General features: G+C 71.2%; 21 protein-coding genes, 2 tRNA genes and 1 pseudogene. 13 read left to right on the top strand and 11 right to left on the bottom strand.

Features of this window, described 5'->3' with window-relative positions; genetic code table 11:
• The first annotated feature begins 5 nt into the window (after positions 1 to 5).
• Positions 6 to 1,094, top strand: a complete 1,089-nt coding sequence (locus ACWCRA_RS09825) for a YlbL family protein (protein WP_351551170.1) — start codon at positions 6 to 8, stop codon at positions 1,092 to 1,094.
• Positions 1,095 to 1,146: 52 nt separating this feature from the next.
• On the opposite strand, the gene ACWCRA_RS09820 is transcribed toward ACWCRA_RS09825, so the two are convergent.
• Complete coding sequence (locus ACWCRA_RS09820; RefSeq protein ID WP_351551167.1) at positions 1,147 to 1,743, bottom strand: PPA1309 family protein; 597 nt, start codon at positions 1,741 to 1,743, stop codon at positions 1,147 to 1,149.
• Positions 1,744 to 1,898: 155 nt separating this feature from the next.
• On the opposite strand from ACWCRA_RS09820, the gene ACWCRA_RS09815 reads away from it, so the two are divergent.
• The 3 genes from ACWCRA_RS09815 (at position 1,899) to ACWCRA_RS09805 (ending at position 7,282) form a co-directional block, all read left to right on the top strand.
• Positions 1,899 to 4,844 (top strand): UPF0182 family membrane protein, encoded by a 2,946-nt coding sequence (locus ACWCRA_RS09815; RefSeq protein WP_351551370.1) that lies wholly within the window; start codon positions 1,899 to 1,901, stop codon positions 4,842 to 4,844.
• A gap of 98 nt (positions 4,845 to 4,942) precedes the next feature.
• Positions 4,943 to 5,016 (top strand) — tRNA-Met (locus tag ACWCRA_RS09810).
• Between the two features lie 211 nt (positions 5,017 to 5,227).
• Positions 5,228 to 7,282: a tetratricopeptide repeat protein gene (locus ACWCRA_RS09805; protein WP_351554836.1), complete on the top strand. Its 2,055-nt coding sequence runs from the start codon at positions 5,228 to 5,230 to the stop codon at positions 7,280 to 7,282.
• Positions 7,283 to 7,911: 629 nt separating this feature from the next.
• Here the strand turns inward: ACWCRA_RS09805 and ACWCRA_RS09800 are convergent.
• Complete coding sequence (locus tag ACWCRA_RS09800; RefSeq protein WP_451067200.1) at positions 7,912 to 8,508, bottom strand: TetR/AcrR family transcriptional regulator; 597 nt, start codon at positions 8,506 to 8,508, stop codon at positions 7,912 to 7,914.
• Positions 8,509 to 8,571: 63 nt separating this feature from the next.
• On the opposite strand from ACWCRA_RS09800, the gene ACWCRA_RS09795 reads away from it, so the two are divergent.
• Positions 8,572 to 9,471 carry an NAD(P)H-binding protein gene (locus tag ACWCRA_RS09795; RefSeq protein ID WP_351554844.1) on the top strand — a complete coding sequence of 300 codons (900 nt, stop codon included), beginning with the start codon at positions 8,572 to 8,574 and terminating at the stop codon, positions 9,469 to 9,471.
• An 18-nt stretch (positions 9,472 to 9,489) separates the two neighbouring features.
• On the opposite strand, the gene ACWCRA_RS09790 is transcribed toward ACWCRA_RS09795, so the two are convergent.
• Complete coding sequence (locus ACWCRA_RS09790; protein ID WP_351554847.1) at positions 9,490 to 9,762, bottom strand: LysR family transcriptional regulator; 273 nt, start codon at positions 9,760 to 9,762, stop codon at positions 9,490 to 9,492.
• Positions 9,763 to 9,788: 26 nt separating this feature from the next.
• Positions 9,789 to 10,211: pseudogene (locus ACWCRA_RS09785) on the bottom strand (TniQ family protein); the annotation flags it as partial.
• Between ACWCRA_RS09785 and ACWCRA_RS09780 the strand changes: the two are divergent.
• Both ACWCRA_RS09780 and ACWCRA_RS09775 read left to right on the top strand, forming a co-directional pair.
• Complete coding sequence (locus ACWCRA_RS09780; protein ID WP_351554850.1) at positions 10,103 to 10,498, top strand: hypothetical protein; 396 nt, start codon at positions 10,103 to 10,105, stop codon at positions 10,496 to 10,498. The pseudogene ACWCRA_RS09785 and the gene ACWCRA_RS09780 overlap by 109 nt on opposite strands.
• A gap of 410 nt (positions 10,499 to 10,908) precedes the next feature.
• Positions 10,909 to 10,982: transfer RNA gene (locus ACWCRA_RS09775), tRNA-Met, on the top strand.
• 133 nt (positions 10,983 to 11,115) lie between these two features.
• On the opposite strand, the gene ACWCRA_RS09770 is transcribed toward ACWCRA_RS09775, so the two are convergent.
• On the bottom strand, positions 11,116 to 11,532 hold the full coding sequence (locus ACWCRA_RS09770; protein WP_351554853.1) for a Fur family transcriptional regulator: 417 nt from the start codon (positions 11,530 to 11,532) through the stop codon (positions 11,116 to 11,118).
• Between the two features lie 133 nt (positions 11,533 to 11,665).
• Here ACWCRA_RS09770 and ACWCRA_RS09765 point away from each other — a divergent pair, with 133 nt between their 5' ends.
• Complete coding sequence (locus ACWCRA_RS09765; protein WP_351554856.1) at positions 11,666 to 13,117, top strand: catalase; 1,452 nt, start codon at positions 11,666 to 11,668, stop codon at positions 13,115 to 13,117.
• A gap of 142 nt (positions 13,118 to 13,259) precedes the next feature.
• Here the strand turns inward: ACWCRA_RS09765 and ACWCRA_RS09760 are convergent, their stop codons facing one another.
• Both ACWCRA_RS09760 and hisN read right to left on the bottom strand, forming a co-directional pair.
• Entirely contained in the window at positions 13,260 to 13,661 is a 402-nt protein-coding gene (locus ACWCRA_RS09760) for a CBS domain-containing protein (protein WP_351554859.1), read from the bottom strand.
• Positions 13,662 to 14,033: 372 nt separating this feature from the next.
• Positions 14,034 to 14,837 carry a histidinol-phosphatase gene (gene hisN / locus ACWCRA_RS09755; protein ID WP_351554862.1) on the bottom strand — a complete coding sequence of 268 codons (804 nt, stop codon included), beginning with the start codon at positions 14,835 to 14,837 and terminating at the stop codon, positions 14,034 to 14,036.
• A gap of 186 nt (positions 14,838 to 15,023) precedes the next feature.
• On the opposite strand from hisN, the gene ACWCRA_RS09750 reads away from it, so the two are divergent.
• Positions 15,024 to 15,695: a TetR/AcrR family transcriptional regulator gene (locus ACWCRA_RS09750; RefSeq protein ID WP_451067199.1), complete on the top strand. Its 672-nt coding sequence runs from the start codon at positions 15,024 to 15,026 to the stop codon at positions 15,693 to 15,695.
• On the opposite strand, the gene ACWCRA_RS09745 is transcribed toward ACWCRA_RS09750, so the two are convergent.
• The 4 genes from ACWCRA_RS09745 to ACWCRA_RS09730 form a co-directional block, all read right to left on the bottom strand.
• On the bottom strand, positions 15,661 to 15,984 hold the full coding sequence (locus ACWCRA_RS09745) for a DMT family transporter (protein ID WP_351554868.1): 324 nt from the start codon (positions 15,982 to 15,984) through the stop codon (positions 15,661 to 15,663). The two genes, ACWCRA_RS09750 and ACWCRA_RS09745, sit on opposite strands and share 35 nt — an antisense overlap.
• A gap of 102 nt (positions 15,985 to 16,086) precedes the next feature.
• On the bottom strand, positions 16,087 to 17,100 hold the full coding sequence (gene rsgA / locus ACWCRA_RS09740; RefSeq protein WP_351554870.1) for a ribosome small subunit-dependent GTPase A: 1,014 nt from the start codon (positions 17,098 to 17,100) through the stop codon (positions 16,087 to 16,089).
• A 12-nt stretch (positions 17,101 to 17,112) separates the two neighbouring features.
• Positions 17,113 to 18,459, bottom strand: coding sequence for a 3-phosphoshikimate 1-carboxyvinyltransferase (gene aroA / locus ACWCRA_RS09735; RefSeq protein WP_351554873.1), 1,347 nt, complete (start codon positions 18,457 to 18,459; stop codon positions 17,113 to 17,115).
• 313 nt (positions 18,460 to 18,772) lie between these two features.
• The gene (locus ACWCRA_RS09730) at positions 18,773 to 19,513 is read right to left on the bottom strand and encodes a M50 family metallopeptidase (protein ID WP_451067198.1); all 741 of its coding nucleotides are present in this window, start codon (positions 19,511 to 19,513) and stop codon (positions 18,773 to 18,775) included.
• Between the two features lie 49 nt (positions 19,514 to 19,562).
• On the opposite strand from ACWCRA_RS09730, the gene ACWCRA_RS09725 reads away from it, so the two are divergent.
• From ACWCRA_RS09725 to rsrA, 4 genes are all read left to right on the top strand, one after another.
• Positions 19,563 to 20,378 carry an SOS response-associated peptidase gene (locus ACWCRA_RS09725; RefSeq protein ID WP_351554879.1) on the top strand — a complete coding sequence of 272 codons (816 nt, stop codon included), beginning with the start codon at positions 19,563 to 19,565 and terminating at the stop codon, positions 20,376 to 20,378.
• A gap of 47 nt (positions 20,379 to 20,425) precedes the next feature.
• Complete coding sequence (locus ACWCRA_RS09720; RefSeq protein WP_451067197.1) at positions 20,426 to 21,133, top strand: alpha/beta hydrolase family protein; 708 nt, start codon at positions 20,426 to 20,428, stop codon at positions 21,131 to 21,133.
• Positions 21,134 to 21,390: 257 nt separating this feature from the next.
• Complete coding sequence (locus tag ACWCRA_RS09715) at positions 21,391 to 22,110, top strand: sigma-70 family RNA polymerase sigma factor (protein ID WP_351554881.1); 720 nt, start codon at positions 21,391 to 21,393, stop codon at positions 22,108 to 22,110.
• The gene (gene rsrA / locus ACWCRA_RS09710; protein WP_351554883.1) at positions 22,107 to 22,421 is read left to right on the top strand and encodes a mycothiol system anti-sigma-R factor; all 315 of its coding nucleotides are present in this window, start codon (positions 22,107 to 22,109) and stop codon (positions 22,419 to 22,421) included. Before ACWCRA_RS09715 ends, rsrA begins: the two co-directional genes overlap by 4 nt.
• Positions 22,422 to 22,498 lie beyond the last annotated feature (77 nt).

The raw sequence follows: 22,498 nt of genomic DNA, 5'->3' as shown, positions 1-22,498 counted from the left end.
GTTCCATGCCACGCCGCACCGCGACGATGCTCGCCTCCACTCTGATCTTCATCGCGTTGCTCTGTGCCGGGGTGCTCATCCCCGTGCCGTACTCCGAAATGTCTCCCGGGCCGACGGTCAACACGCTCGGCGATGTCGATGACGAGCCGGTTCTGCGGGTCTCCGGGCGCAAGACCTACCCGACGACCGGTCATCTCAATATGACGACGGTCCGGGTCACCGGTGCGGAGTACCGGATGAATCTCGTCGAGTCGGTCTACGGCTGGCTGGCTCATGACAATGTCGTCGTCCCGCACGAGACGCTCTACCCGGACGGGAAGACGGAGCAGCAGTCGACGCAGGAGAACGCCGAGGAGTTCACCCAGTCGCAGGAGAGCGCGAAGGTGGCGGCGCTCAGGCAGCTGAAGATCCCGGTGCGGACGCAGACGGTGGTGTCGACGGTGGTCAAGGACACCCCCGCCGAGGGCCGGCTGCACGCGGGCGATGTGATCCGGGCCGTCGACGGCACCGCGGTCGAGGAGCCGGAGGACGTGGCCAAGCTGGTGACCCGGCACAAGCCCGGTGAGGACGTGGTCTTCACCGTCGTCCCGGCGAAGGAGGCCACCGCCGCGGAGAAGGCGGGCAAGCGGCCCACCGGGACCGAGAAGGTCACGATCACCACCGCGAAGTCGGAGAGCGGCGACCGGGCGATCGTGGGTATCCAGGCCGGGACCGATCACACGTTCCCGTTCACCATCGACATCAATCTCGCCGATGTGGGCGGTCCGAGCGCGGGTCTGATGTTCGCGCTGGGTCTGGTCGACAAGCTGACCCCGGGGAATCTCACCGGCGGCGAGTTCGTGGCGGGCACCGGCACGATCGACGACCAGGGTGAGGTGGGTCCGATCGGCGGCATCGAGATGAAGCTCGTCGGCGCGCGGAAGGCCGGGGCCGAGTTCTTTCTCACGCCGAGCGACAACTGCGCGACGGCGGTGTCGGACATTCCCCGGGGTCTGACCCTGGTGAAGGTCGACACCATGGCCGACGCGGTCACTTCGATGGAGAAAATCAGGTCGGGCGAGACGGCGGGGCTGCCGAGCTGCTCGGCCCGGTGAGCCGGAGCCCGGGCCCCGCGGGGGACCCGGGGCCCCGGGCCCCCGCCCGTGGTCAGCCCGCGAAGGTCGCCGAGAGCGCCTCCGCCAGCCCCGGCACCAGGTCCGAGCCCGTCAGGACCTCCTTGGGGGAGTCCTTCTCGCGCAGTCGCAGCGCCGACTCACGGGCGCCGTCGCGCAGCACCGCCACGGTCATCCGGACCTCCTGACGGTCCGGGTGGCTCGCCACCCAGTCGGTCAGCGAGGCGTCGTCGAGCCCCTTGGGCACGGACGCCTCCGCCGAGGCGGGCAGCATCTGGCGCTCCACCGTGAGCGCGCAGCCGACCACCGCGTCCGGCCAGGCGATGGTGGCGAGGAATTCGTCGAGCGCGGCACCCGCGGGGATCTCGTCCTGCTCGATGGGGGTCAGCGGCGACCCCGCTTCATCGCTGTCGAGGCCGAGCTGAGTGGCGAGGCCGGGCTCCTGGGTGCGCAGCCGGGCGGTGTCGACCAGCGCGAAGAGCCGGGCGGGCTGGTCCCAGCCGAGCCCCGACGCGTACTCGTCGATCTCCAGTACGGCACGGGTGAGCGGGCTGGCGGCGATGGGGCCCGGACCGGAGGGTGTCTGGCCGGAGCCCCCGGAGGAGGGGGTGGAAGGGGAAACATTGGACATGCCCAATATCCTGCCTCCTTCCGGCCCCGATATGGGAACTAGGTAAAGCCTCGGTAAGTTGCATCAGTGGGGCTCTAGGATCGCGGGGCCCGTCTGACAGACCGCGAAATATCTCCACAACCGCGAACTTCGAGGTGCGCACGTTGGCTTTCCAGATGCCGGACCGCGGCGGAGGCCCCCCGACCGGGCCACGGATCAGAGTGGGCCGGCCGTCCCGGCGTGTCCGCACCCTGCTGATGACACTGGGCGTGCTGGCGGTCCTGGCCATGGCATTTGTCATGTTTGCCGGGTTCTGGACCGACTGGCTCTGGTACCGCTCCGTCAACTACTCATCGGTGTTCACCACCACCCTGTGGACCAAGATCGGCCTCTTCGCCGTCTTCGGTCTCCTGATGGCGGCTGCCGTCGGGGTGAACATCTGGCTCGCGCACCGGCTGCGCCCGCCGCTGAGCGCGATGTCGCTGGAGCAGCAGAGCCTGGACCGCTACCGGATGGGCATCGCCCCGTACAAGAAGTGGGTGCTCCTCGCGATCACCGCTCTCGTCGGGCTGATCGCCGGAGCCTCCGCCACCGGCCAGTGGCGTACCTGGCTGATGTGGGTCAACGGGGTGCCCTTCGGTCAGAAGGACCCCCAGTTCCAGATGGACGTGGCGTTCTACGCGTTCGATCTGCCCTGGTACCGCTTCCTCCTCGGCTTCGGTTTCGCCGCGGCCGTCCTCTCGCTGATCGCCGCCGCGCTCACCCACTATCTGTACGGCGGGCTGCGGATCACCAGCCCCGGCGCGCGGGCGACCGGCGCGGCCACCGGACACCTGTCGGTGCTGCTCGGCCTCTTCGTGTCGCTGAAGGCGGTGGCGTACTGGCTGGACCGGTACGGCCTGGCGGTGAAGTCCAGCGACTTCAAGGCCACCGGAAACTGGACCGGCCTGCGGTATGTGGACGCCAACGCCTATCTCCCGGCGAAGACGATCCTCTTCTGCATCGCGGTCATCTGCGCCGTGCTCTTCTTCGCGACCCTGTGGCGCCGCACCTGGCAGCTGCCGATGATCGGCTTCGGACTGATGGTGCTCTCGGCCATCCTGATCGGCGGCCTCTACCCGGCCATCGTCCAGAAGTTCCAGGTCCAGCCGAACGAGCAGGCCAAGGAGAGCCCGTACATCCAGAAGAACATCGATGCCACCCGCAAGGCGTACGGCATCGACGGCGCCAAGCCCGAGGACTACGCGGGCAAGGCCGATCCCGGGCAGAAGGCCAAGCAGCGCGAGGACGCCAACACGGCGGCCAGCTACCGCGTGGTCGACTCGAATGTCGTCTCGCCGGCCTTCCAGCAGCTCCAGCAGGAGCGGAAGTACTACCAGTTCCCGAAGACGCTGGACGTCGACCGGTACACCGGCCCCGACGGAAAGCCGCAGGACACGGTCATCGGTCTGCGTGAGCTGGACATCACGGGTATCCCGAAGCGGAACTGGATCAACGACCACTTCACCTACACCCATGGTTACGGCGCCATCGCGGCCAAGGGCACCAGCGCGGTCACCGACCCGACCGAGGGCACCGTGGGCTCGCCGGACTTCACCGAGTCGGGCATGCCCACCAAGGGGCAGCTCAGCGAGGACAATCCGGACAAGAAGTACGAGCAGCGGATCTACTACGGCGAGAAGACCGAGCAGTACTCGATCGTCGGCGGCCCGCAGAAGGAGCTGGACTACGAGGCCAGCACCGGGCCCACGAAGTACACCAGCTACCAGGGCAAGAGCGGCGTCAGCATCTCCAACACGCTGAACCGCGCCGCCTACGCGGTGGCCTTCGGCGAGCCGCAGATCCTGTACTCGGGCGCCGTCGGCGAGGGCTCGCGGATTCTCTACAACCGCACGCCCAAGGAGCGCCTGGAGGCCGTCGCGCCCTGGCTGACCATCGACGGCGACGCCTACCCGGCCGTGGTCGACGGACGCATCCAGTGGATCGTGGACGCCTACACCACGAGCAACGGATACCCCTACGCCTCGCGCACCACGCTCGGCGACACCACGACCGACTCGCTGACCACCAACCAGCGCGCGGTCGTCGCCCAGCAGAACCAGGTCAACTACATCCGCAACTCGGTGAAGGCGACCGTCGACGCGTACGACGGCTCGGTGAAGCTCTACCAGTGGGACACCCAGGACCCCGTCCTGAAGACCTGGATGAAGGCCTTCCCCGGCACCGTCAAGGCCAAGGGCGAGATCTCCGACGAGCTCCGGTCCCACCTGCGCTACCCGCAGGACATGTTCAAGGTGCAGCGCGAGCTGCTCACCCGGTACCACGTCACCGAGCCCGAGCAGTTCTACAGCGGCAGTGACGCCTGGCAGGTCCCGGACGACCCGACGAACAAGAAGGACACCAGTGCGGTCCCGCCGTACTACCTGAGCCTGAAGATGCCCGGCGAGAAGGAGCAGAAGTTCTCGCTGACGACCACCTTCACCCCCGCCGGACGCCCCAATCTGGGTGCCTTCATGGCGGTGGACGCCGATGCCAACAGCAAGAGCTACGGCTCGATAAGGCTGCTGAGAGTCACGGAGACGGTCCAGGGCCCGTCGCAGGTGCAGTCCGAGCTGAACGGTGTCCCGGAAGTCGCCACCTTCGTGCGCGACCTCAGAGGCACCGACTCGGACATCGAGTACGGAAATCTGCTGACGATCCCCCTGGACGGCGGGTTCCTGTACGTCGAACCGGTCTACGCCCGGGGTGGCAGTGCCAACTATCCGCTGCTGAAGAAGGTGGCCGTCGCCTACGGCGGCGGGAAGCCGGTCTTCAAGGACAGTCTGTCGGAGGCGCTGGACGCGGCCTTCGAGCAGGAGGGCACATCGCCGCCGCCACCGTCCGAGGACGAGGGCACCACCAATCCGCCGCCGAAGCCGCCGGCCGAGGGTGACACCTCGCTGGAGGGCGCCATCAACGACGTCCTGAAGGCTCACGAGGACGCCGACGCGGCGCTCTCCGAGAACCCGAAGGACTGGGGCGCCTACGGCAGGGCCCAGGAGGACCTGGACGCCGCGCTGAAGCGGCTCGCGGAGGCCGAGGGCAGACAGAGCCCTTCGCCCTCCCCGTCCAAGTCGTCCTAACGCCGTACGGGGGCTGGTGCGGGCAGCGGGCGAAGCCCTCGTGGCAACGCCTCTGAGCAGGCAACATCCCGCGTCGTGATAGTGTGTGAACACAACGACGCGGGGTGGAGCAGCTCGGTAGCTCGCTGGGCTCATAACCCAGAGGTCGCAGGTTCAAATCCTGTCCCCGCTACTGAAATCGAAGAGGGCCCAGATCCTTTGAGGATCTGGGCCCTCTTCGTGCGTGTGTACCCATATGAGGCCGGGGGGAACTGGGCGTGGGGTCCGTCGAGTTGAGCTGATGGGTGTTTGACTTATCTCTCTGTGGGCATGTCGACAAAACGCTGAAGTGACCTTCCTGGTTGCGGTATACCGGGTGTGAGCGGGTTGCGGGTGGTGCGACGATGGAATATATGGGGGACAGGGCAACTCTGTTGGAGACAGGGCGGTTTGTGCAGCGGCATGCCGGAAGAACAGCGGATGCGGTGCGTCCGGCTCGTACCGGCACCGCTGGGACCGCCGTGGGCAACGGCTCCGACACGGACTCCGGCGACGGTGAGAGCGACGGGGCCGGGATCGGCGCGGGCGCCGTCATCGACGGGGTCGCCGACGCCATGGAGACCGCCGGGGCCGAGGAGCGCTACCGTCCGGCGGCGGACAGCGGCGACACCGCGTCCATGAGCATGCTCGGCGCGCTGCTGCTGCGCCGCGGCGATCTCGACGCCGCCGAGTCCTATCTGCGCGGTGCCACCGCCGAGGGCGACCGCGCCGCGGCCAACAACCTGGGCGTCCTGCTCCACCAGCGCGGCTATCCGGACGAGGCGGCGGGCTGGTGGCGCATCGCCGCCGTCGCGGGTTCGGCCGCCGCCGCGCACGCGCTGGGGCGCCACTTCCGCGAGCGCGGCGACGAGCCGGCCGCCGAGTACTGGCTCCGCCAGTCCGCCGAGCAGGGGCACGCGCTGGGGGCGTACGCCCTCGCCGACCTGCTGGAGCACCGCAGTGACGTCGGAGCCGAGCGCTGGCTGCGCGCGGCGGCCGAGCAGGGCCACCGCGAGGCCGCGTACCGCCTCGCCCGCATGCTGGAGCTGCGCGCGGCGGACGAGGCGCCCCACGGCCGCCGCACCGCGGGTCCCCACGCTCCCGGGCCCCACGGCCGTGCCACCCCGCCGCCCCCCGGCCGCGCCGGTGACCGGGCCTCGGGGGCCGCCGGGGCGGCGGTGATCGACAGCGTCACCCGGCTCAAGCTCTCCACCCTCGACGAGGCCGCCCAGTGGTACCGGCAGGCCGCCGCGCGCGGCCACCGGCGGGCGGCGCTGCACCTCGGGGCCATCCTGGAGAAGCGCGGGGATCTCAAGGAGGCCGGCCGCTGGTACCTCACCTCCGCCAAGGACGGCGAGACCCGCGCCGCCTGCGCGCTCGGCTTTCTGCTGCGCGACGCGGGCGACGAGGAGAGCGCCGCCGTCTGGTGGCTGCGCGCGGCGCAGGAGGGCGACGGCAACGCGGCCAACGCCCTGGGCGCCCTGCACGCCGCCCGGGGCGAGCCGCAGACCGCCGAGCGCTGGTACCGCGCCGCCATGACCGCGGGCGATGTGAACGGCGCCTACAACCTCGGGCTGCTCTGCGCCGCCCAGGACCGCACCCAGCAGGCCGAGCAGTGGTACCGCCAGGCCGCGTACACCGGCCACCGGGAGGCCTCCAACGCCCTGGCCGTACTGCTCCTCCAGGCCGGCGACGCGACGGGCGCCGAGCCCTGGTTCTCCAAGGCCGCCGAGGCCGGGAGCGTGGACGCCGCCTTCAACCTGGGCATCCTCCACGCGGGCCGCGACGACGACCGCACGGCTCTGGTCTGGTACGAGAGGGCCGCGACCGCCGGGCACACCGAGGCCGCCCTCCAGGTCGGCATCGCCCGGCTGCGCGACGGCGACGACCTGAGCGCCGAGCGGCATCTGCGCTGCGCCGCGGGGGGCGGCAGCGCCGAGGCCGCCTTCCGCCTTGCAACCCTGCTGGACGCGCGCCAGCCGGCGCCGGGCCCGCCGGTGCTCGGCGAGCCGATGGCGGAGAAGACCGAGTGCGAGGAGTGGTACGAGCGGGCCGCCGAGCAGGGACACCGCCGGGCGCAGGTCCGGGTCGGGATGCTCGCCGCGTCCCGGGGCGACATGGCGGACGCCGCCCGCTGGTACCGGGAGGCCGCCGAGGCGGGCAGCCGCAACGGCGCGTTCAACCTGGGGCTGCTCCTGGCGCGCGAGGGCAATGAGCGCGAGGCCGCCCTGTGGTGGAGTCGCGCGGCACGCGCCGGGCACGGGCGGGCGGCCCTGCGGCTGGCGCTGCTCGCCGCGCGGCGGGGAGAGCTGACCGAGGGGCAGCGGTGGTGCGCGCGCGCGGTGGAGCTGGGGCCCGCCGAGGTGGCGGAGCGCGCGGCCCGGCTCCGTGAGGCCCTCCACCAGGAACTGACCGCGTAGGGCCTCCGGCAGCCCGCCCCCCGGCTCCGGTCCCGGCCCCCGCCCCCCCCGGCACCGGTCCCGGCCCCCGGCCCCGGGACCGGCTCCGCAGCCGGGCATCCCGCATTCCCCGCCCGCCGCCCCGGGACGGGTTCCGGCTCGGGCTCCGGGCCCGCGCCGAGCCCCTGGCCGGCGCACCCCGGCCCCGCCGGCGAGCCCCTCCCCGGCCCCCGGGGCCCCGCTCCGGTCTTGCAGGTTGAGTCGCTCCGTTAGCAGTGAGTCCTGCTGAGACTCCGGATTCCATGGTGCGTTAGCCGTGGGTCGGTCGGCTGATCTTCAGCAATCACGTGGCCCGCCGGGAGGGACCGTTGGACTGAGGCCCGCGTGCATGCGGACCAAGCCGGTCTTGTCGAGCGTCTCGCGCCAGCGGTCGATCGGGATGTGCCGTCCCGGCCACCAGCCGGCGGCGCGCGGGGTTTCCTCGATCACGCCGGTTTCCCGTGGTGACCGTCGCCGCCGGATCGACCCATGCCTGGTCCATCGGCGCTTTCTCGGGCCGGCCTGGCCGCCGGCATCCGGGGGGTCTGACCGGGCCCGTGGCAACGCGTGCGCCGGGCCGCAGGGCCTTCTTCGACCGGGAGTGCCACCTGTCACCGCAATGGGTTGAATGCCTGGTCGGCGTCGGCTACGGCCTCGGGGTGGACGTCGTGGGCGGCTCGACCGTCGGCGATCCTCTGCCAGTTGGTCCGGGCGAGCACCCGTTGGACCGCGAGTACCTGGGCGGCTCGCAGGCGTGCCTGGATGCCTTCGCCGAGGGCGTCCGCCAGTGCTTCCTCGTCTTCGAGCTGGTACTGCGTGAGCCGTCCCGCAAGGCTCGGTGTGGTGAACACCAGCCGGTGGAACGCCACCACCTCGGGATGATCGTTGAGGCCGGTGACGGGGTCGTGCCGGTCGAGGCCGGCCCGGAAGTGCCGGTGCAGCGCCGTCACCGGCTTGATGCCGGACCCGCGGTCACGTACGACGCGCGCCGCCTCGCCCTGGTGGTCCGCGAACCGGTGCAGCACCAGGTCTTCCTTGGTGGGGAAGTACCGGAAGAGGGTCGGCTTGGAGATCTCGGCCGCAGCGGCGATGTCGTTGACCGAGACGCGGTCGAAGCCGCGCTCCAGGAACAGCGAGACGGCCGCGTCGCCGATGGCGTCGCGCGTCCGCTCCTTCTTGCGGGCCCGCAGTCCCGTCGGCTCGCTCATCTGACCACCGTAACATTCATGACCGAGTTGCTTTTGTAACCGAGTAACGTTTTCATGAGCGGCATGAATCAGAGAGACATTCCTCCCGTGCTCGTCACCGGGGCGACGGGCCGGATCGGCCGCGTCGTCATCGACCAACTCCTCGACGCGGGTGTGCCGGTCCGCGCCCTCACCCATCGCTCCGAGGCGGCGGCGACGCTGCCGGCGAAGGCCGAGGTCTTCACCGGTGACCTCACCGTGCCCGAGACGCTCGACCCGGCATTGAATGGCGCCGGTGCGGTCTTCCTTGTCTGGACCGCCCCGCCGCAGACCGCCGGGGCAGTCGTCGAGCGGCTGGCTGCCCACGTGCGGCGGGTCGTCTTCCTCTCCTCCCCGCACCAGACGCCGCATCCCTTCTTCCGGCAGCCGAATCCCATGGCGGTGCTGCACGCCGACATCGAGAGGCTCGTCGCGGCCACCGGACTCGAGTCGACGATCATCCGGCCGGGGATGCTCGCGTCGAACTCGCTGGCCTGGTGGGCGCCCGCGATCCGGGCCGGCGAGATCGTCCGGTGGCCTCACGGCGCTGCCGAGACGGCACCGGTCGACGACCGCGACATCGCAGCCGTCGCGGCGCGGACGCTCTGTCAGGACGGATACGCAGGAGGCGACTATGTCCTCACGGGCCCCGAATCGCTGACCCAGGCCGCGCAGGTGGACGTCATCGGTGACGCCCTGGGGCGCCGGATCGCCTTCGAGGAGATGACACCGGACGAGTTCCGAAGGCTGTCGGAGGGCACGGCGCCCAGCTCGGTCGCCGACATGCTGCTCGCCGCGTGGAGCGCGGCGGTCGGACAGCCCGCGTATATCACCACTGCGGTGGCCGACGTCCTTGGGACGGCGCCGCGAACGTTTCGCCAGTGGGCCGCCGACCACGCCACCGCGTTCACGGAGGGTTCGACGTCGGGGCGGACCGGTTCGTGATGCTGGTCGGGCCGCCGGTCAGGTGACGGGGGATTGCACTGCGTCCAGGAGGCTGAGCAGGTGCTCTGCTTCGTGGATGAGAGCGGCGCCCGCGGGAGTGGCTGCGAGGGGGCTGGTCCGTTCGATCAGCTGAACGCCTGCGGCCTTTTCCCGGGCGTGGAGTTGACGGGTGAGCGTCGCCGGTAGCGTTCCGAGGCTCTTGGCGGCCGCGCAGAGGTTCCGTTGGCCGGGCAGTCGGACCAGGCGTCTGAGGCGTTCGACGCAGTTGCGGACGTTGCTGATGGCCGCCATCGACGGGGACGGGGCTGGTGCGTCCGGCAGGCGAATGAGAACGGCAGCCGCCAAGCCAGTGGCCAACGGCCCCCGTTGTCGGCCAGGCAGCGGGGGCAGAAGCGGCTGTGGCGCCCGAGATGACGCCAGACGGGGGCCGTCTCGTCCCCGTGCTGCGGAGCTGCGGCAGCAGGGCGGATCGCGCGACGGACCGTAAAGTCATCCGGTCGAGTCCGCGGCGTGCTTCCTCGGCGGCGGCGTCGTTCTTCACCGTGTCGATGAGATCCTTGTCGAGCTTTTCCTCGCCCGAGCGGACGGCTCGCAGGCAGGACCGGTTGATCAGCGCCATCAGCGACGCGCAGTGCCCGGTCGTGCGGGCGAACAGGCAGTCGGCCAGGTCGACGAGCATCCCCGGGTGTTTCTCGGCCAGGACGATCTTCTTCGCGATGGTCTTCAGCAGAATCCGCCACTGCTTCCGCCCCTGGTCGTCGTCGATCTGGAAAGGACGCAGGGTCAGTGCGGTGGTGCGGCGGCCGAACTGCGCGAGCAGGGCCTGTTGCGGCGACAGGCCCTCACGCAGCATCCCGAGGCCGGCGACGCCGACGCCGACGTAAAGCAGGGTGACGGGGAACACGTTCGACAGGAACCAGTCGACTGGGCGGGGATCTTCACCGTGCCCCGGCCGTGTTCGGCCGCGACCCGCTCCTCGATCTCCAAGAGAATCAGCCCGCGGACCGGCCGGCAGGCGTTCGTGTAGTTGTCCAGGACCGTCCGGGCGCTCTCCAGCCAGCGGTGATCCACCCTGTCCTGGGCGTTCCTTCGCAGCTTGCTCGTGCGGACCAGGCCCGCCGGACCGGACTTCTTCACCTGCGTGACCCACAGCCGGACGGCGCTCTCGCCGACCCCCAGCTCTCGGGCCTTGGCCAGGCAGCGGTGCGTCATCGGGACGCCCGGGGCGTACTCCGGCCGCGGCTCGCCCTCATGTGCCAGCTCCGGCGAGCCCAGCCGGTACCACCACCGGCCACAGGTGCTGCCAACGCGACCCGGAAGATTGCCGGCCGACCGCTGGACATCGACCGACACTGCTGACGCGGACCCGGAACCCACAGGTCTGTGGATCATGGATTTGCACCGGTCGGTCGGTTCCCGTAGAGTTGGGTTCAACGACGCGGGGTGGAGCAGCTCGGTAGCTCGCTGGGCTCATAACCCAGAGGTCGCAGGTTCAAATCCTGTCCCCGCTACTGAAGACGAAGGCCCGGATTCCACTGGAATCCGGGCCTTCGTCATGTGCGCACCGCGCCGAAGCGGCAACGGCGACAAGGCCACCTGAATCCCACAGGTGGCCTTCGGTCGTTCGGGCGGTCCCGGGTCCGGTCAGGCGCTCGCGCAGGCGGGGCAGATGCCCCGGTAGGTGACCTCGACATCGGAGATGGTGAAGCCGAAGCGCTCGGAGTCCGGCAGGTCGGCGAGGGGATTCCCCGCCGGGTGGACATCGCGGATCGCGCCGCACTGGGCGCAGACCAGATGCTGGTGGGGCCGGTGCGCGTTCGGGTCGTACCGCTTGGCGCGGCGGTCGGTCGCGACCTCCAGCACCTCGCCCAGGGAGACCATTTCGCCGAGGGTGTTGTAGACGGTGGCGCGGGAGATCTCCGGCAGCCTCCGCACCGCGCGGGAGTGCACCTCGTCGGCCGTGAGATGGATGTGCTCGCCGTCGAGGACCTCGGCCACGACACGCCTCTGGGCGGTCATGCGCCAGCCGCGTCCGCGAAGTCGTTCCAACAGGTCACTCATAAGGACCAGCCTAGCAGTGGGGGACCGTGATCCCGAACGGGTGTGACTTTGGATGTTCACTTGACTTAGACAAAGTCCATCGTAGGATCGGATCGGCACAAGGGCCAGGACGAGGATCATGCAGGAGGCGCACGTGACGCAGGGACCGCTCACCACGGAGGCCGGGGCTCCGGTCGCCGACAACCAGAACAGCGAGACCGCGGGCGTCGGCGGTCCGGTACTGGTGCAGGACCAGCTGCTGCTGGAGAAGCTCGCGCACTTCAACCGGGAGCGCATCCCGGAGCGTGTCGTCCACGCGCGGGGCGCCGGCGCCTACGGCACCTTCACCGTCACCGCCGATCTCACCCCGTACACCCGCGCCGCGTTCCTCTCCACGGTGGGCAAGGAGACGGAGACGTTTCTGCGCTTCTCCACGGTGGCGGGCAACCTCGGTTCGGCGGACGCGGTGCGCGACCCCCGGGGCTTCGCGCTGAAGTTCTACACCGAGGAGGGCAATTACGACCTCGTCGGCAACAACACCCCGGTGTTCTTCATCAAGGACGCCATCAAGTTCCCGGACTTCATCCACACCCAGAAGCGCGACCCGTACACCGGCTCCCAGGAGGCGGACAACGTATGGGACTTCTGGGGCCTCTCGCCCGAGTCGACCCACCAGGTGACCTGGCTCTTCGGCGACCGGGGCATCCCCGCGTCGCTGCGCCACATGAACGGCTACGGCTCGCACACCTACCAGTGGAACAACGCCGCCGGCGAGGTCTTCTGGGTGAAGTACCACTTCAAGACCGACCAGGGCATCAAGAACCTCACCCAGGACGAGGCGAACAAGCTCGCCGGTGAGGACCCGGACAGCCACCAGCGCGATCTGCGCGAGGCGATCGAGCGCGGCGACTTCCCGAGCTGGACCGTCCAGGTCCAGATCATGCCCGCAGCGGACGCGGCGACCTACCGCTTCAACCCGTTCGACCTCACCAAGGTGTGGCCGCACGAGGACTACCCGCCGATCGAGATCGGCAAGCTGGAGCTGAACCGCAACCCGGAGAACGTCTTCGCCGAGGTCGAGCAGTCCATCTTCTCGCCCGCGCACTTCGTCCCGGGCATCGGCCCCTCGCCGGACAAGATGCTCCAGGGCCGGCTCTTCGCCTACGGCGACGCCCACCGCTACCGCGTCGGCATCAACGCCGACCACCTGCCGGTGAACCGTCCGCACGCCACCGAGGCGCGGACCAACAGCAGGGACGGCTTCCTGTACGACGGCCGTCACCAGGGCGCGAAGAACTACGAGCCGAACAGCTTCGGCGGCCCCTTCCAGACGGACAAGCCGCTGTGGGAGCCGATCCCCGTCTCCGGCGCGACCGGCAGCCCCGAGGCCGCCCGTCACGCCGAGGACACCGACTTCGTGCAGGCGGGCAACCTCTACCGGCTGATGTCGGAGGACGAGCGGGTCCGGCTGATCGAGAACCTCTCCGGGTTCATCGCCAAGGTCTCGCGCGATGACATCGCCGAGCGCGCGATCAACAACTTCCGCCAGGCGGATGGAGACTTCGGCAAGCGGCTGGAAGCCGCGGTCCAGGCCCTTCGTGGCTGACGGACGCCTGCCGTAGACGGAGGGCCGGATTCCTGTCCAGGGGTATCCGGCCCTCTCGTATGTCCCGGGCACACCCGGAGGGCGCGGACCTCCCGGGCACACCCGGGGCGCGGACCTCCCGGTCCGCGCCCCGGGTGTGCGCTCAGCCGACCAGGGTGGTCCGGTCGCGGCGGGCCGGGGCCCAGCAGCGGACGATGTCGCGCACGGAGACGATGCCGACCGGCCCCTCGTCGTCCAGCACGATCAGATGCCGGAAGCCGCCGCGCGACATGGCCTCCGCCGCCTCCTCCAGGGACCAGGCCGGGGCGGCGAAGACGACATCGGTGGTGGTGTGGCCGGCGGCGGTCTCCCGGTCGGGGTCCTCGCCCGTACCCACCGACGCGAGGATGTCGCGCTCGGTCAGAATGCCCATCCCCTCGGCGTCGCCGTCGAGGACGACGGCCGCGCCGACCCGGCGGGCGGCCATCAGGCACGCGGCCTGGCGGAGGGTGTGCGTGGGTCCGATCGTGAGGACCGCCGTGCTCATGGCGTCACGGACGAGCATGGGTGGAGCCACCTCCTTGGGGGACACCGGCCCTTTCGAGAACCGATTCACAAGTTCACAAACGGGGGGACTTTCAGAGTCGCAGCCTTGGGGGAGTGGGGCAAGGGGCATGGACCGGGGGTTTCCGCACCGGCGGACCGGCCTCGGCGGACCGGCTCGGGCCGGTGGGCCCCGGTGGGGCCCGGACCGCCGCCACGCGGGCGGGTGGGTCCGGCCGGCAGCCGATCACCGGGTACCCGCCGGGGCCGTGCGGGCGCGCGGACGGGGGTGCGGACGGAGGGTGCGCCGGAACGCGCTCGGTGCGCGGGACCGTGTCCGGCCGGGCGGGGCGGGGTGCGCGCCCGTGGCGCCCGGCCCTGCCGGTCCGGCGGGTCAGGGGCGCCGGTCGAGGTAACCCAGCAGCTCCTGGTGGAGCAGCCCGTTCGAGGCCGCGGCGTTGCCGCTGTGCGGACCCGGGGTGCCGTCCAGGCCGGTGAAGGAGCCCCCGGCCTCCTCCACCACGATCGCGGTCGCCGCCATGTCCCAGAGCGAGAGCTCCGGCTCCGCGCAGAGGTCGATGGAGCCCTCGGCGACCATCATGTATGGCCAGAAGTCGCCATATCCGCGTGTGCGCCAGCAGGCGCGGGTAAGGTCGAGAAAACCGCTCAGCCGGCCCTGCTCCTCCCACCCCGTCAGTGAGGAGTAGGCGAAAGAGGCGTCCTCGATCCGGTTCACCCCGGAGACCTTGAGCCGGGTGGCGGAGCTGAGCGAGCGCCCGGTGTACGCACCACTGCCCAGCGCGGCCCACCAGCGCCGGCCCAGCGCCGGGGCCGAGACCACACCCACCACGGGCCGGTGGACACCGTCATCGCCCCGCACCATCAGTGAGATCAGCGTGGCCCAGACCGGCACACCGCGGACGTAGTTCTTGGTGCCGTCGATCGGGTCGATGACCCAGCGCCGGGGGCCCGTGCCCTCGATGCCGTACTCCTCGCCGAGCACGGCGTCCCGGGGGCGGGCCCGCTGGAGCTGTCCGCGGATCAGCTCCTCCGCGGCCTTGTCGGCCTCGCTCACCGGAGTCATGTCCGGCTTGGTCTCGACCTTGAGGTCCAGGGCCTTGAACCGGTCCATGGTGGCGGCGTCGGCGGCGTCCGCGAGGACATGGGCGAGACGCAGATCGTCGTCGTAGTCGGGCATGACGATCACTCTATCGAGGAGGCCCCATCGGCACGGAACGGCAAACGGAACCCCTCGGCCGGCCACCCCCGCGGCCGGTGCCCGCCAAGGCCCTTGACACCTGGGGAAGGAGCGTCAAACTCTGTGCGAAACGCCGTACGGCGGGGTGGGCACCGGGCCCGGAGCCGTGCGGTCTGGGAGGCGACGATGCCTACGGCCCGCGAGTCCCTGTTGAACGCCGCGCTGGCGGCGCTCGCGAGATCACCCTGGTCGGCGGTGCGGATGGTCGATGTCGCCGCGGCGGCCGGGCTGTCGCGCCAGACCCTCTACAACGAGTTCGGCAGCAAGGACGGGCTGGCCAGAGCCCTGGTGCGGCGGGAGGCCGACGCCTATCTCCAGGGCCTGGACCGATTACTGGGCGAGCGCTCGGGGCCGGTCGATCCGCTGGTCGCCGTCGCCGAGTGGACCGTCGGCGAGGCCGGGGCGAAACCGCTGCTGAGGGCGTTGCTCACCGGCTGCTGGGGCGAGCGGCTGCCCACCCCCAAACCCGTGCGGCGCGGTTCGCCGCCCGCCGGGGCGCCCGCCCAGCGCCGGGCGGACGCCGGGCTCCCGGCCCCCGCCGAGGTGGTCGAGCTGGTACGGGACCGCTCCCTGGCCGCGCTGGAACAGGGCGGCCGGGGCGGCGACCACCCCCGGGCGGAGGACGCGGCGGCGCTGGCCCACCGCTGTGAACTGGCGGTGCGGCTCGCCCTCTCCTGTGTGCTCGCCCCGGCGGGAGGCGGAGTCGGCCCGCTGGTCCGCAACGTGGTCGGGGCGCCGTCCGGTGGCCGCGGTTCCGCGCAGGTCAGTGGGCTGAGCCCGACAGTTGCAGACCGATGACCCCGAGGATCACCAGACTGATCGAGACGATCTTGAGCGTGGAGACCAGATCGCCGAGGAAGACCATGCCGTAGATGGCGGTGCCCGCGGCCCCGATGCCCGTCCACACGGCGTACGCGGGCCCCACGTCGAGTTTCTTCAGCGCCAGCGTCAGCAGGCCGAAACTCCCCAGGGCGAAGGCGGCGAAGGCGATGGTCGGCCAGAGCCGGGTGAATCCGTGCGACAGCTTCAGACAGACGGCGAACCCCGTCTCCAGCACCCCGGCGACCACCACCAGCAGCCACGCCATGGACAGCGCCTCCCCGTCAGTCGGTGACTGCTTTGTCGGACTTGCTGTGATTATGCACTTGCCGACATCGGAAGGCTGCAAATATGGGCGAATACGGGCGATTCAGTCACCCTCGCGCCGTTCCCGGGTGGAGAGCAGCCGCCGGAGCGAGTTCAGCCGGGCCGGGTCCGCGTGCCCCTCGGCGACCCAGGCGTCCAGGGCGCACTCCGGCTCGTCATGGGTGCACCCGCGGGGGCAGTTCTCCGTCCCCGGGACGAGATCGGGGAAGGCGAGGATCACCCGCGACGGGTCCACGTGGTTCAGCCCGAAGGACCGCACACCCGGGGTGTCGATCACCCAGCCGCCCTGCTTGTCGGCGAGCGGCAGGGCCAGCGCCGATGTGGTGGTGTGCCGGCCGCGCCCGGTGACCGCGTTGACATGCCCGGTCGTGCGCCGGCGGTCCTCCCGCACCAGCGCGTTGACCAGTGTGGTCTTGCCGACACCGGAGTGGCCGACGAATGCGGTGGTACGGCCCGAGAGATGCTCGTGGACCCGGTCGGCGGCGACCCCGTCCACGAACTCGTCACGGGTGGTGACGACATGGGGCACCCCGAGCGCCCCGTACATCTCCAGCAGTCCGTCCGGGGAGGCGAGATCCGACTTGGTCAGCACCAGCAGCGGGGTGAGACCGCCGTCGTACGCGGCGACCAGACAGCGGTCGATCATGCGCGGGCGCGGCTCGGGGTCGGCCAGGGCCGTCACGATGGCGAGCTGGTCGGCGTTGGCGACGACCACCCGCTCGAACGGGTCATCGTCGTCCGCCGTGCGGCGCAGTACGGACGAGCGCTCCCCGATCCGCACAATGCGGGCCAGGGTGTCCTTGTCCCCGGAGAGGTCGCCGACGATCGAGACCCGGTCGCCGACGACGGCGGCCTTGCGGCCCAGCTCCCTCGCCTTCATCGCCATGACCACCCGGTCCTCGACGAGACAGGTCAGCCGCCCCCGGTCCACGGTGAGGACCATGCCCTCCGAGGCGTCCTCGTGCTTGGGGCGGATCGTGGTCCGCGGCCGGTTGCCCTTGCGGTTCGGGCGTACGCGGATGTCGTCCTCGTCCGGGTTCTTGCCATAGCGACGCATCTCAGGCCCCGTTCAGCTTTCCGCTCCGAGCATGGCTGTCCACATCTGCGGAAAGTCGGGCAGGGTCTTCGCGGTGGTGGCCACGTTCTCGATCTCGACGCCCTCGACCGCGAGGCCGATGACGGAGCCCGCCGTGGCCATCCGGTGGTCGTCGTAGGTCTGGAAGATCCCGCCGTGCAGCGGGCGCGGGCGGATGAGGAGACCGTCGTCGGTCTCGGTCACATCGCCGCCCAGTTCGTTGATCTCCTTGGTGAGCGCGGCCAGCCGGTCCGTCTCGTGCAGCCGCAGATGGCCCACGCCCCGCAGGGTGGAGGGGGAGTCGGCGAGCGCGGCGACGGCCGCGATGCCCGGGGTCAGCTCGCCGACCTCGCCGAGGTCCACGTCGATGCCGTGGAGCCGGCCCGTACCGGTGAAGGTCAGCCCCGCGTCGGTCAGCTCGCAGGAGCCGCCCATCGCGGTGAAGATCTCCCGCAGCGCGTCACCGGGCTGGGTGGTGCGCTCCGGCCAGTCGGGGATGGTGACCCGGCCGCCGGTGATCAGCGCGGCGGCCAGGAACGGCTGCGCGTTGGAGAGATCCGGCTCGATGGTGACGTCCCGGCCGAGCACGGCGGAGGGGGAGACCCGCCAGACATTGGGCTCGCCGCCGGTCTCCGGCTCGTCCACCTGGGCGCCGACGGCGCGCAGCATGTCCACGGTCATCCGGATGTGCGGCATGGAGGGGAGCCGGGCGCCGATGTGCCGGACCTCCACCCCCTGGTTGAAGCGGGGCGCGGAGAGCAGCAGCGCGGAGACGAACTGGGAGGACGAGGAGGCGTCTATCTCGACGGAGCCGCCGTCCAGCGCCCCGCCGCCGTGGACGGTCAGCGGGAGCGCGCCGCGCCCCTCGTCGTCGATCCGGGCGCCGAGCGCGCGCAGCGCGTCGATCACTCCGTGCAGCGGGCGCTCGTAGGAGCGGGGGTCGCCGTCGAAGCGGATGGCGCCGTCGGCGAGGGCGGCGACCGGGGGGAGGAAGCGCATCACGGTGCCGGCGTTGCCGACGTCGACGGTGGCCGGGCCGTGCAGCCCGGCCGGGATGATCCGCCAGGCCTCGCCCTCGGCGTCCGGGCCGCCGACGATGGTGGAGCTGGAGGAGACGGTCTCCTCGATGCCGACGCCGAGGGCGCGCAGCGCCTCCGCCATCAGCAGGGTGTCGCGAGAGCGCAGGGGGCGGCGCAGCCAGCCCGGCTCGGCGGCCAGCGCGGCCAGCACCAGAGCGCGGTTGGTGACCGATTTCGATCCGGGCACGGTCACCGTCGCGTCGACGGCTCCGGTCGCGAAGGGGGCGGGCCAGAGGGCGGGGTGCACGGAGGCTTCGGTCATGACCCTTACTTTAGTGGCTCGCCGGAGACCCGGATCTTGATCAAATACGCTGAAACCGGGGCGTAACCGTTGAGTGGTAGTGGCCGTCCGGCCCGGGTGGGCGTCCCGGGGGACCACCCGGCGCCCCATGGCGGCTCCGCGCGGCCTGCGGGAGACCTCCGATACGTGCCTGCCGGTCCAGGAAGAACCCCGCGACGCCTCCGCGCGGCCCTCGGGAGAAGCCCATGGCGGCTCCGCGTGGCCTGCGGGAGACCTCCGATACGTGCCCGCGGTTCTCCGGTGCGAGCCGGCCGGCGGCCCGGACCGGCCCGTCCTACAGGCGCAGCAGCCACCGTCCGCCGCCGATCAGCGAGGTGAGCGAGACGGCGTGGAAGAGCAGGAGCCACAGTGTGGCCGGAACGTGGGTCAGCCGCGAGAGCTGGTCGGCGTCCGAGTCCGGGGCCCCGCCGTGGCGCCGCTTGGCCTGGAGCTCGAAGGCCGGCCGCACGCCGCCGAGCAGCAGGAACCAGACGGCCGTATAGGCGAAGGCGGCCTGCACATCGGCCCCCGCCAGCCAGGAGACCAGCAGGAAGGCCGCGCCCGTGAGGACTACGGTCAGGACCCCGTAGGCGTTGCGGATCATCACCAGCATCCCGAGCAGCAGCGCCGTGGCCAGCCACAGCAGCAGCGTGATCCGCCCGGCGCCGAGCAGCGCGGCCCCGCCGAGGCCCAGCAGGGCGGGCGCGGGATAGCCGGCGGCGGCGGTGAGCACCATGCCGATGCCGGTCGGCCTGCCCCGGCTCACCGTCAGCCCGCTGGTGTCCGAGTGCAGCCTGATGCCCTGGAGGGAGCGGCCGGTCAGCAGGGCGATCAGCCCGTGGCCGCCCTCGTGGGCGATGGTGACGGCATTGCGCGAGATCCGCCACAGCGGGCCCGGGACGATGACCGCCAGCGCGGCCACCGCGGTGGCTATGACCAGCCATTCCTCGGGTGCGGGCTGGGTTCCGGCGAGCCGGTCCCACAGCCCGCCGACGGAGGCGCTGCTGAGGCTGGAAGCGGAATGGGTGCTTTCCATTTCTGGGGCGGCTCCTTGTACCGGGGGCGGAAGTGGCAGTCTGGCATTCATGTGTGGCAGGTATGCGGCGAGTCGTGGGCCGGCGGAGCTCGTGGAGGTCTTCGGAGTCCAGCGCTGGGAGCCCGAGGAGACCCTCGCTCCCGACTGGAACGTGGCCCCCACCAAAGAGGTCCACGCGATCCTCGAACGTCCAGTGAAAGACGCGGATGACCCCCGTCCGGTTCGCCAGCTGCGGACACTGAGATGGGGACTGGTGCCGTCCTGGGCGAAATCGCCCGAGGGCGCCGCCCGGATGATCAACGCACGGTCGGAGACCGTCCACGAGAAGCCCTCCTTCCGGCGGTCCTTCGCCGCCCGGCGGTGCATCCTCCCGGCCGACGGCTACTACGAGTGGGTCACCGGCGCGGACGAGCGGCAGCTGGAGGAGCAGGGCCGGCGCAAGCGCCCCCGCAAACAGCCGTACTTCGTCACCCCCGCCGACGGCTCGGTCTTCGCGATGGCAGGGCTCTACGAGTTCTGGCGGGACCGGACCCTGCCGGACGAGCACCCGCTGGCCTGGTGGGTGACGTGCACCGTGCTCACCACCGAGGCGGAGCGGGCCCCGCTGGGAGTCGCCCCCGCCGAGGGCCCGGGCTCGCTCGCCGACATCCACCCCCGGATGCCGCTGATGCTGACCCCGGACCGCTGGGACGCCTGGCTGGACCCGGCCCGCACCCAGCCGGAGCAGCTCAGGGAGCTGCTGGAGCCCCCGCCGGAGGGCCTGATGAGGGCGTACGCGGTGAGCACCGCCGTCAGCAATGTCCGCAACAACGGGCCGGAGCTGCTGGAGGAGCGCGAGGCCCCCGAGGAGGGCACCCTCTTCTGACCCGCCGGGCCCGGGGCTGAGCCCCTCCCCGGCCCGCGCCCGGCAGGATGGGCCCGGTGAACACCCACGACCCCGCGAACACCACCCACGACCCCGTGAACACCACCCCCGGCACCGGCACCACCGAACAGATCGGGACCGCCGCCGGACCCGCGCGGATCACCTGGCACCGGGCCCCCTCCGGCACCGCCCGGCGGGTGCTCGCCCTCGGCCACGGCGCCGGGGGCGGCATCGGGGCCCGGGATCTGCGCGCCCTCGCCGCGGCCCTCCCCGCCGACGGCATCACCGTCGCCCTCGTCGAGCAGCCCTGGCGGGTCGCCGGAAAGAAGATCGCCCCCGCGCCCCGGACCCTCGACACCGCCTGGCGCGCCCTGTGGCCCGCGCTGGAGCGCCCCGGCCTCCCCGTGATCGCCGCCGGGCGCAGCGCCGGGGCCCGGGTCGCCTGCCGCACCGCGCGGGAGCTGGGCGCCGCCGCCGTGCTCGCGCTCTCCTTCCCGCTTCACCCGCCCGGCCGCCCCGAGCGCTCCCGGTCGGCCGAACTGCTCGGCACCGGTCTGCCCACCCTCGTCGTCCAGGGCGGCAACGACCCCTTCGGGAAGCCGGCCGAGTTCCCCGAAGGGGCGTACACCCTGGTGGAGATCCCGGCCGCCGACCACGGCTTCGCCGTCCCCGCGCGGGCCGGTGTCACGGAGGCCGAGATTATGACAACGGTCACAGACGCGGTCCGGGAGTGGGCCCGCGGGCTCCGGGAATGACGGCGTGCCCGGCTCTGTTGTGCGGGATGTCAGGACGTCAGCAGCAGAGCATGGAGTAGGGAGTCCCGCGCATGGGCCCGACCGTCTGCCCCCGTCGCACGCACCCCAGTGACCTGGAGTGGACCGTGCTCACGACGGCCAGGACCGCGCCGCTCCGGGCGCCGGGCGGAGCCGGTCGACAGGAGCCGGTGACCGAAGGTCGACTATTCTCCGATTCGAGCGGGTCCGCACTCGGGTCCGTCACAGCGTTGGAGGAGGTGGGTCCGGTCACTGGGACCGACGCAGGGGCCGACGACGGCCGGGCGGCACAGGGACAGGGACAGCCGGAAGACCGGACCGCCGAGTCCGCACCGGCCGCGGACCCGGCCGCCGAGACGACCGCCGAGCGCAACGCCCGCTTCGAGCGGGACGCCCTCGGCTTCCTCGACCAGATGTACTCGGCGGCGCTGCGCATGACGCGCAACCCCGCCGACGCGGAGGACCTGGTCCAGGAGACCTACGCCAAGGCGTACGGCTCCTTCCACCAGTTCCGTGAGGGCACCAACCTCAAGGCCTGGCTGTACCGAATCCTCACCAACACCTTCATCAACTCCTACCGCAAGAAGCAGCGCGAGCCCCAGCGCAGCGCGGCCGAGGAGATCGAGGACTGGCAGCTGGCGCGCGCGGAGTCGCACATGTCCACCGGACTGCGCTCGGCCGAGTCGCAGGCCCTGGACCATCTGCCGGACTCCGACGTGAAGTCCGCGCTCCAGGCCATCCCCGAAGAGTTCCGCATCGCCGTCTATCTCGCCGACGTCGAGGGCTTTGCGTACAAGGAGATCGCGGACATCATGGGAACACCCATCGGGACGGTGATGTCCCGCCTGCACCGGGGCCGCCGCCAGCTGCGCGGCATGCTGGAGGACTACGCCCGTGAGCGCGGACTCGTCCCGGCCGGTGCGGGGGAGTCGAACGACGCGAAAGGCTCGGGCTCATGAGCTGCGGAGAGCCGCACGAGACGGACTGCTCGGAGGTACTGGACCACCTCTACGAGTTCCTCGACCGTGAGATGCCCGAAGGCGACTGCACCAAGTTCGAGGTGCACTTCGAGGAGTGCTCCCCCTGCCTGGAGAAGTACGGGCTGGAGCAGGCCGTGAAGAAGCTGGTCAAGCGGTGCTGCGGACACGACGACGTCCCCACCGACCTGCGGGCCAAGGTCATGGGACGGATCGATCTGATCCGCTCCGGCGAGACCGTGCCGGACGACGACATCAGCGTCGCCCGCGCCCAGGCCCCCGGGGCCGAGTGACCGCACCCCCGCGCCCCAGGCGTACGAGGAGGGTGCGCCGTGACCATCACGGCGCACCCTCTTCGTACGCACCCGCT

The sequence above is a fragment of the Streptomyces sp. NPDC001889 genome (assembly GCF_053594535.1).
The sequence above is the reverse complement of the archived record's forward strand: the minus strand, read 5'-3'. Positions and strand labels throughout refer to the sequence as shown.

Coding starts and splice junctions, on each gene's coding strand:
- ACWCRA_RS09750 (WP_451067199.1), top strand. CDS start 15,024: ATGCCTACGGCCCGCGAGTCCCTGTTGAACGCCGCGCTGGCGGCGCTC.
- ACWCRA_RS09805 (WP_351554836.1), top strand. CDS start 5,228: ATGGAATATATGGGGGACAGGGCAACTCTGTTGGAGACAGGGCGGTTT.
- ACWCRA_RS09795 (WP_351554844.1), top strand. CDS start 8,572: ATGAATCAGAGAGACATTCCTCCCGTGCTCGTCACCGGGGCGACGGGC.
- ACWCRA_RS09820 (WP_351551167.1), bottom strand. CDS start 1,743: ATGTCCAATGTTTCCCCTTCCACCCCCTCCTCCGGGGGCTCCGGCCAG.
- ACWCRA_RS09815 (WP_351551370.1), top strand. CDS start 1,899: ATGCCGGACCGCGGCGGAGGCCCCCCGACCGGGCCACGGATCAGAGTG.
- ACWCRA_RS09720 (WP_451067197.1), top strand. CDS start 20,426: ATGGGCCCGGTGAACACCCACGACCCCGCGAACACCACCCACGACCCC.
- aroA (WP_351554873.1), bottom strand. CDS start 18,459: ATGACCGAAGCCTCCGTGCACCCCGCCCTCTGGCCCGCCCCCTTCGCG.
- ACWCRA_RS09730 (WP_451067198.1), bottom strand. CDS start 19,513: ATGGAAAGCACCCATTCCGCTTCCAGCCTCAGCAGCGCCTCCGTCGGC.
- ACWCRA_RS09825 (WP_351551170.1), top strand. CDS start 6: ATGCCACGCCGCACCGCGACGATGCTCGCCTCCACTCTGATCTTCATC.
- ACWCRA_RS09760 (WP_351554859.1), bottom strand. CDS start 13,661: ATGCTCGTCCGTGACGCCATGAGCACGGCGGTCCTCACGATCGGACCC.
- rsgA (WP_351554870.1), bottom strand. CDS start 17,100: ATGCGTCGCTATGGCAAGAACCCGGACGAGGACGACATCCGCGTACGC.
- ACWCRA_RS09770 (WP_351554853.1), bottom strand. CDS start 11,532: ATGAGTGACCTGTTGGAACGACTTCGCGGACGCGGCTGGCGCATGACC.
- hisN (WP_351554862.1), bottom strand. CDS start 14,837: ATGCCCGACTACGACGACGATCTGCGTCTCGCCCATGTCCTCGCGGAC.
- rsrA (WP_351554883.1), top strand. CDS start 22,107: ATGAGCTGCGGAGAGCCGCACGAGACGGACTGCTCGGAGGTACTGGAC.
- ACWCRA_RS09790 (WP_351554847.1), bottom strand. CDS start 9,762: ATGGCGGCCATCAGCAACGTCCGCAACTGCGTCGAACGCCTCAGACGC.
- ACWCRA_RS09745 (WP_351554868.1), bottom strand. CDS start 15,984: ATGGCGTGGCTGCTGGTGGTGGTCGCCGGGGTGCTGGAGACGGGGTTC.
- ACWCRA_RS09725 (WP_351554879.1), top strand. CDS start 19,563: ATGTGTGGCAGGTATGCGGCGAGTCGTGGGCCGGCGGAGCTCGTGGAG.
- ACWCRA_RS09800 (WP_451067200.1), bottom strand. CDS start 8,508: ATGAGCGAGCCGACGGGACTGCGGGCCCGCAAGAAGGAGCGGACGCGC.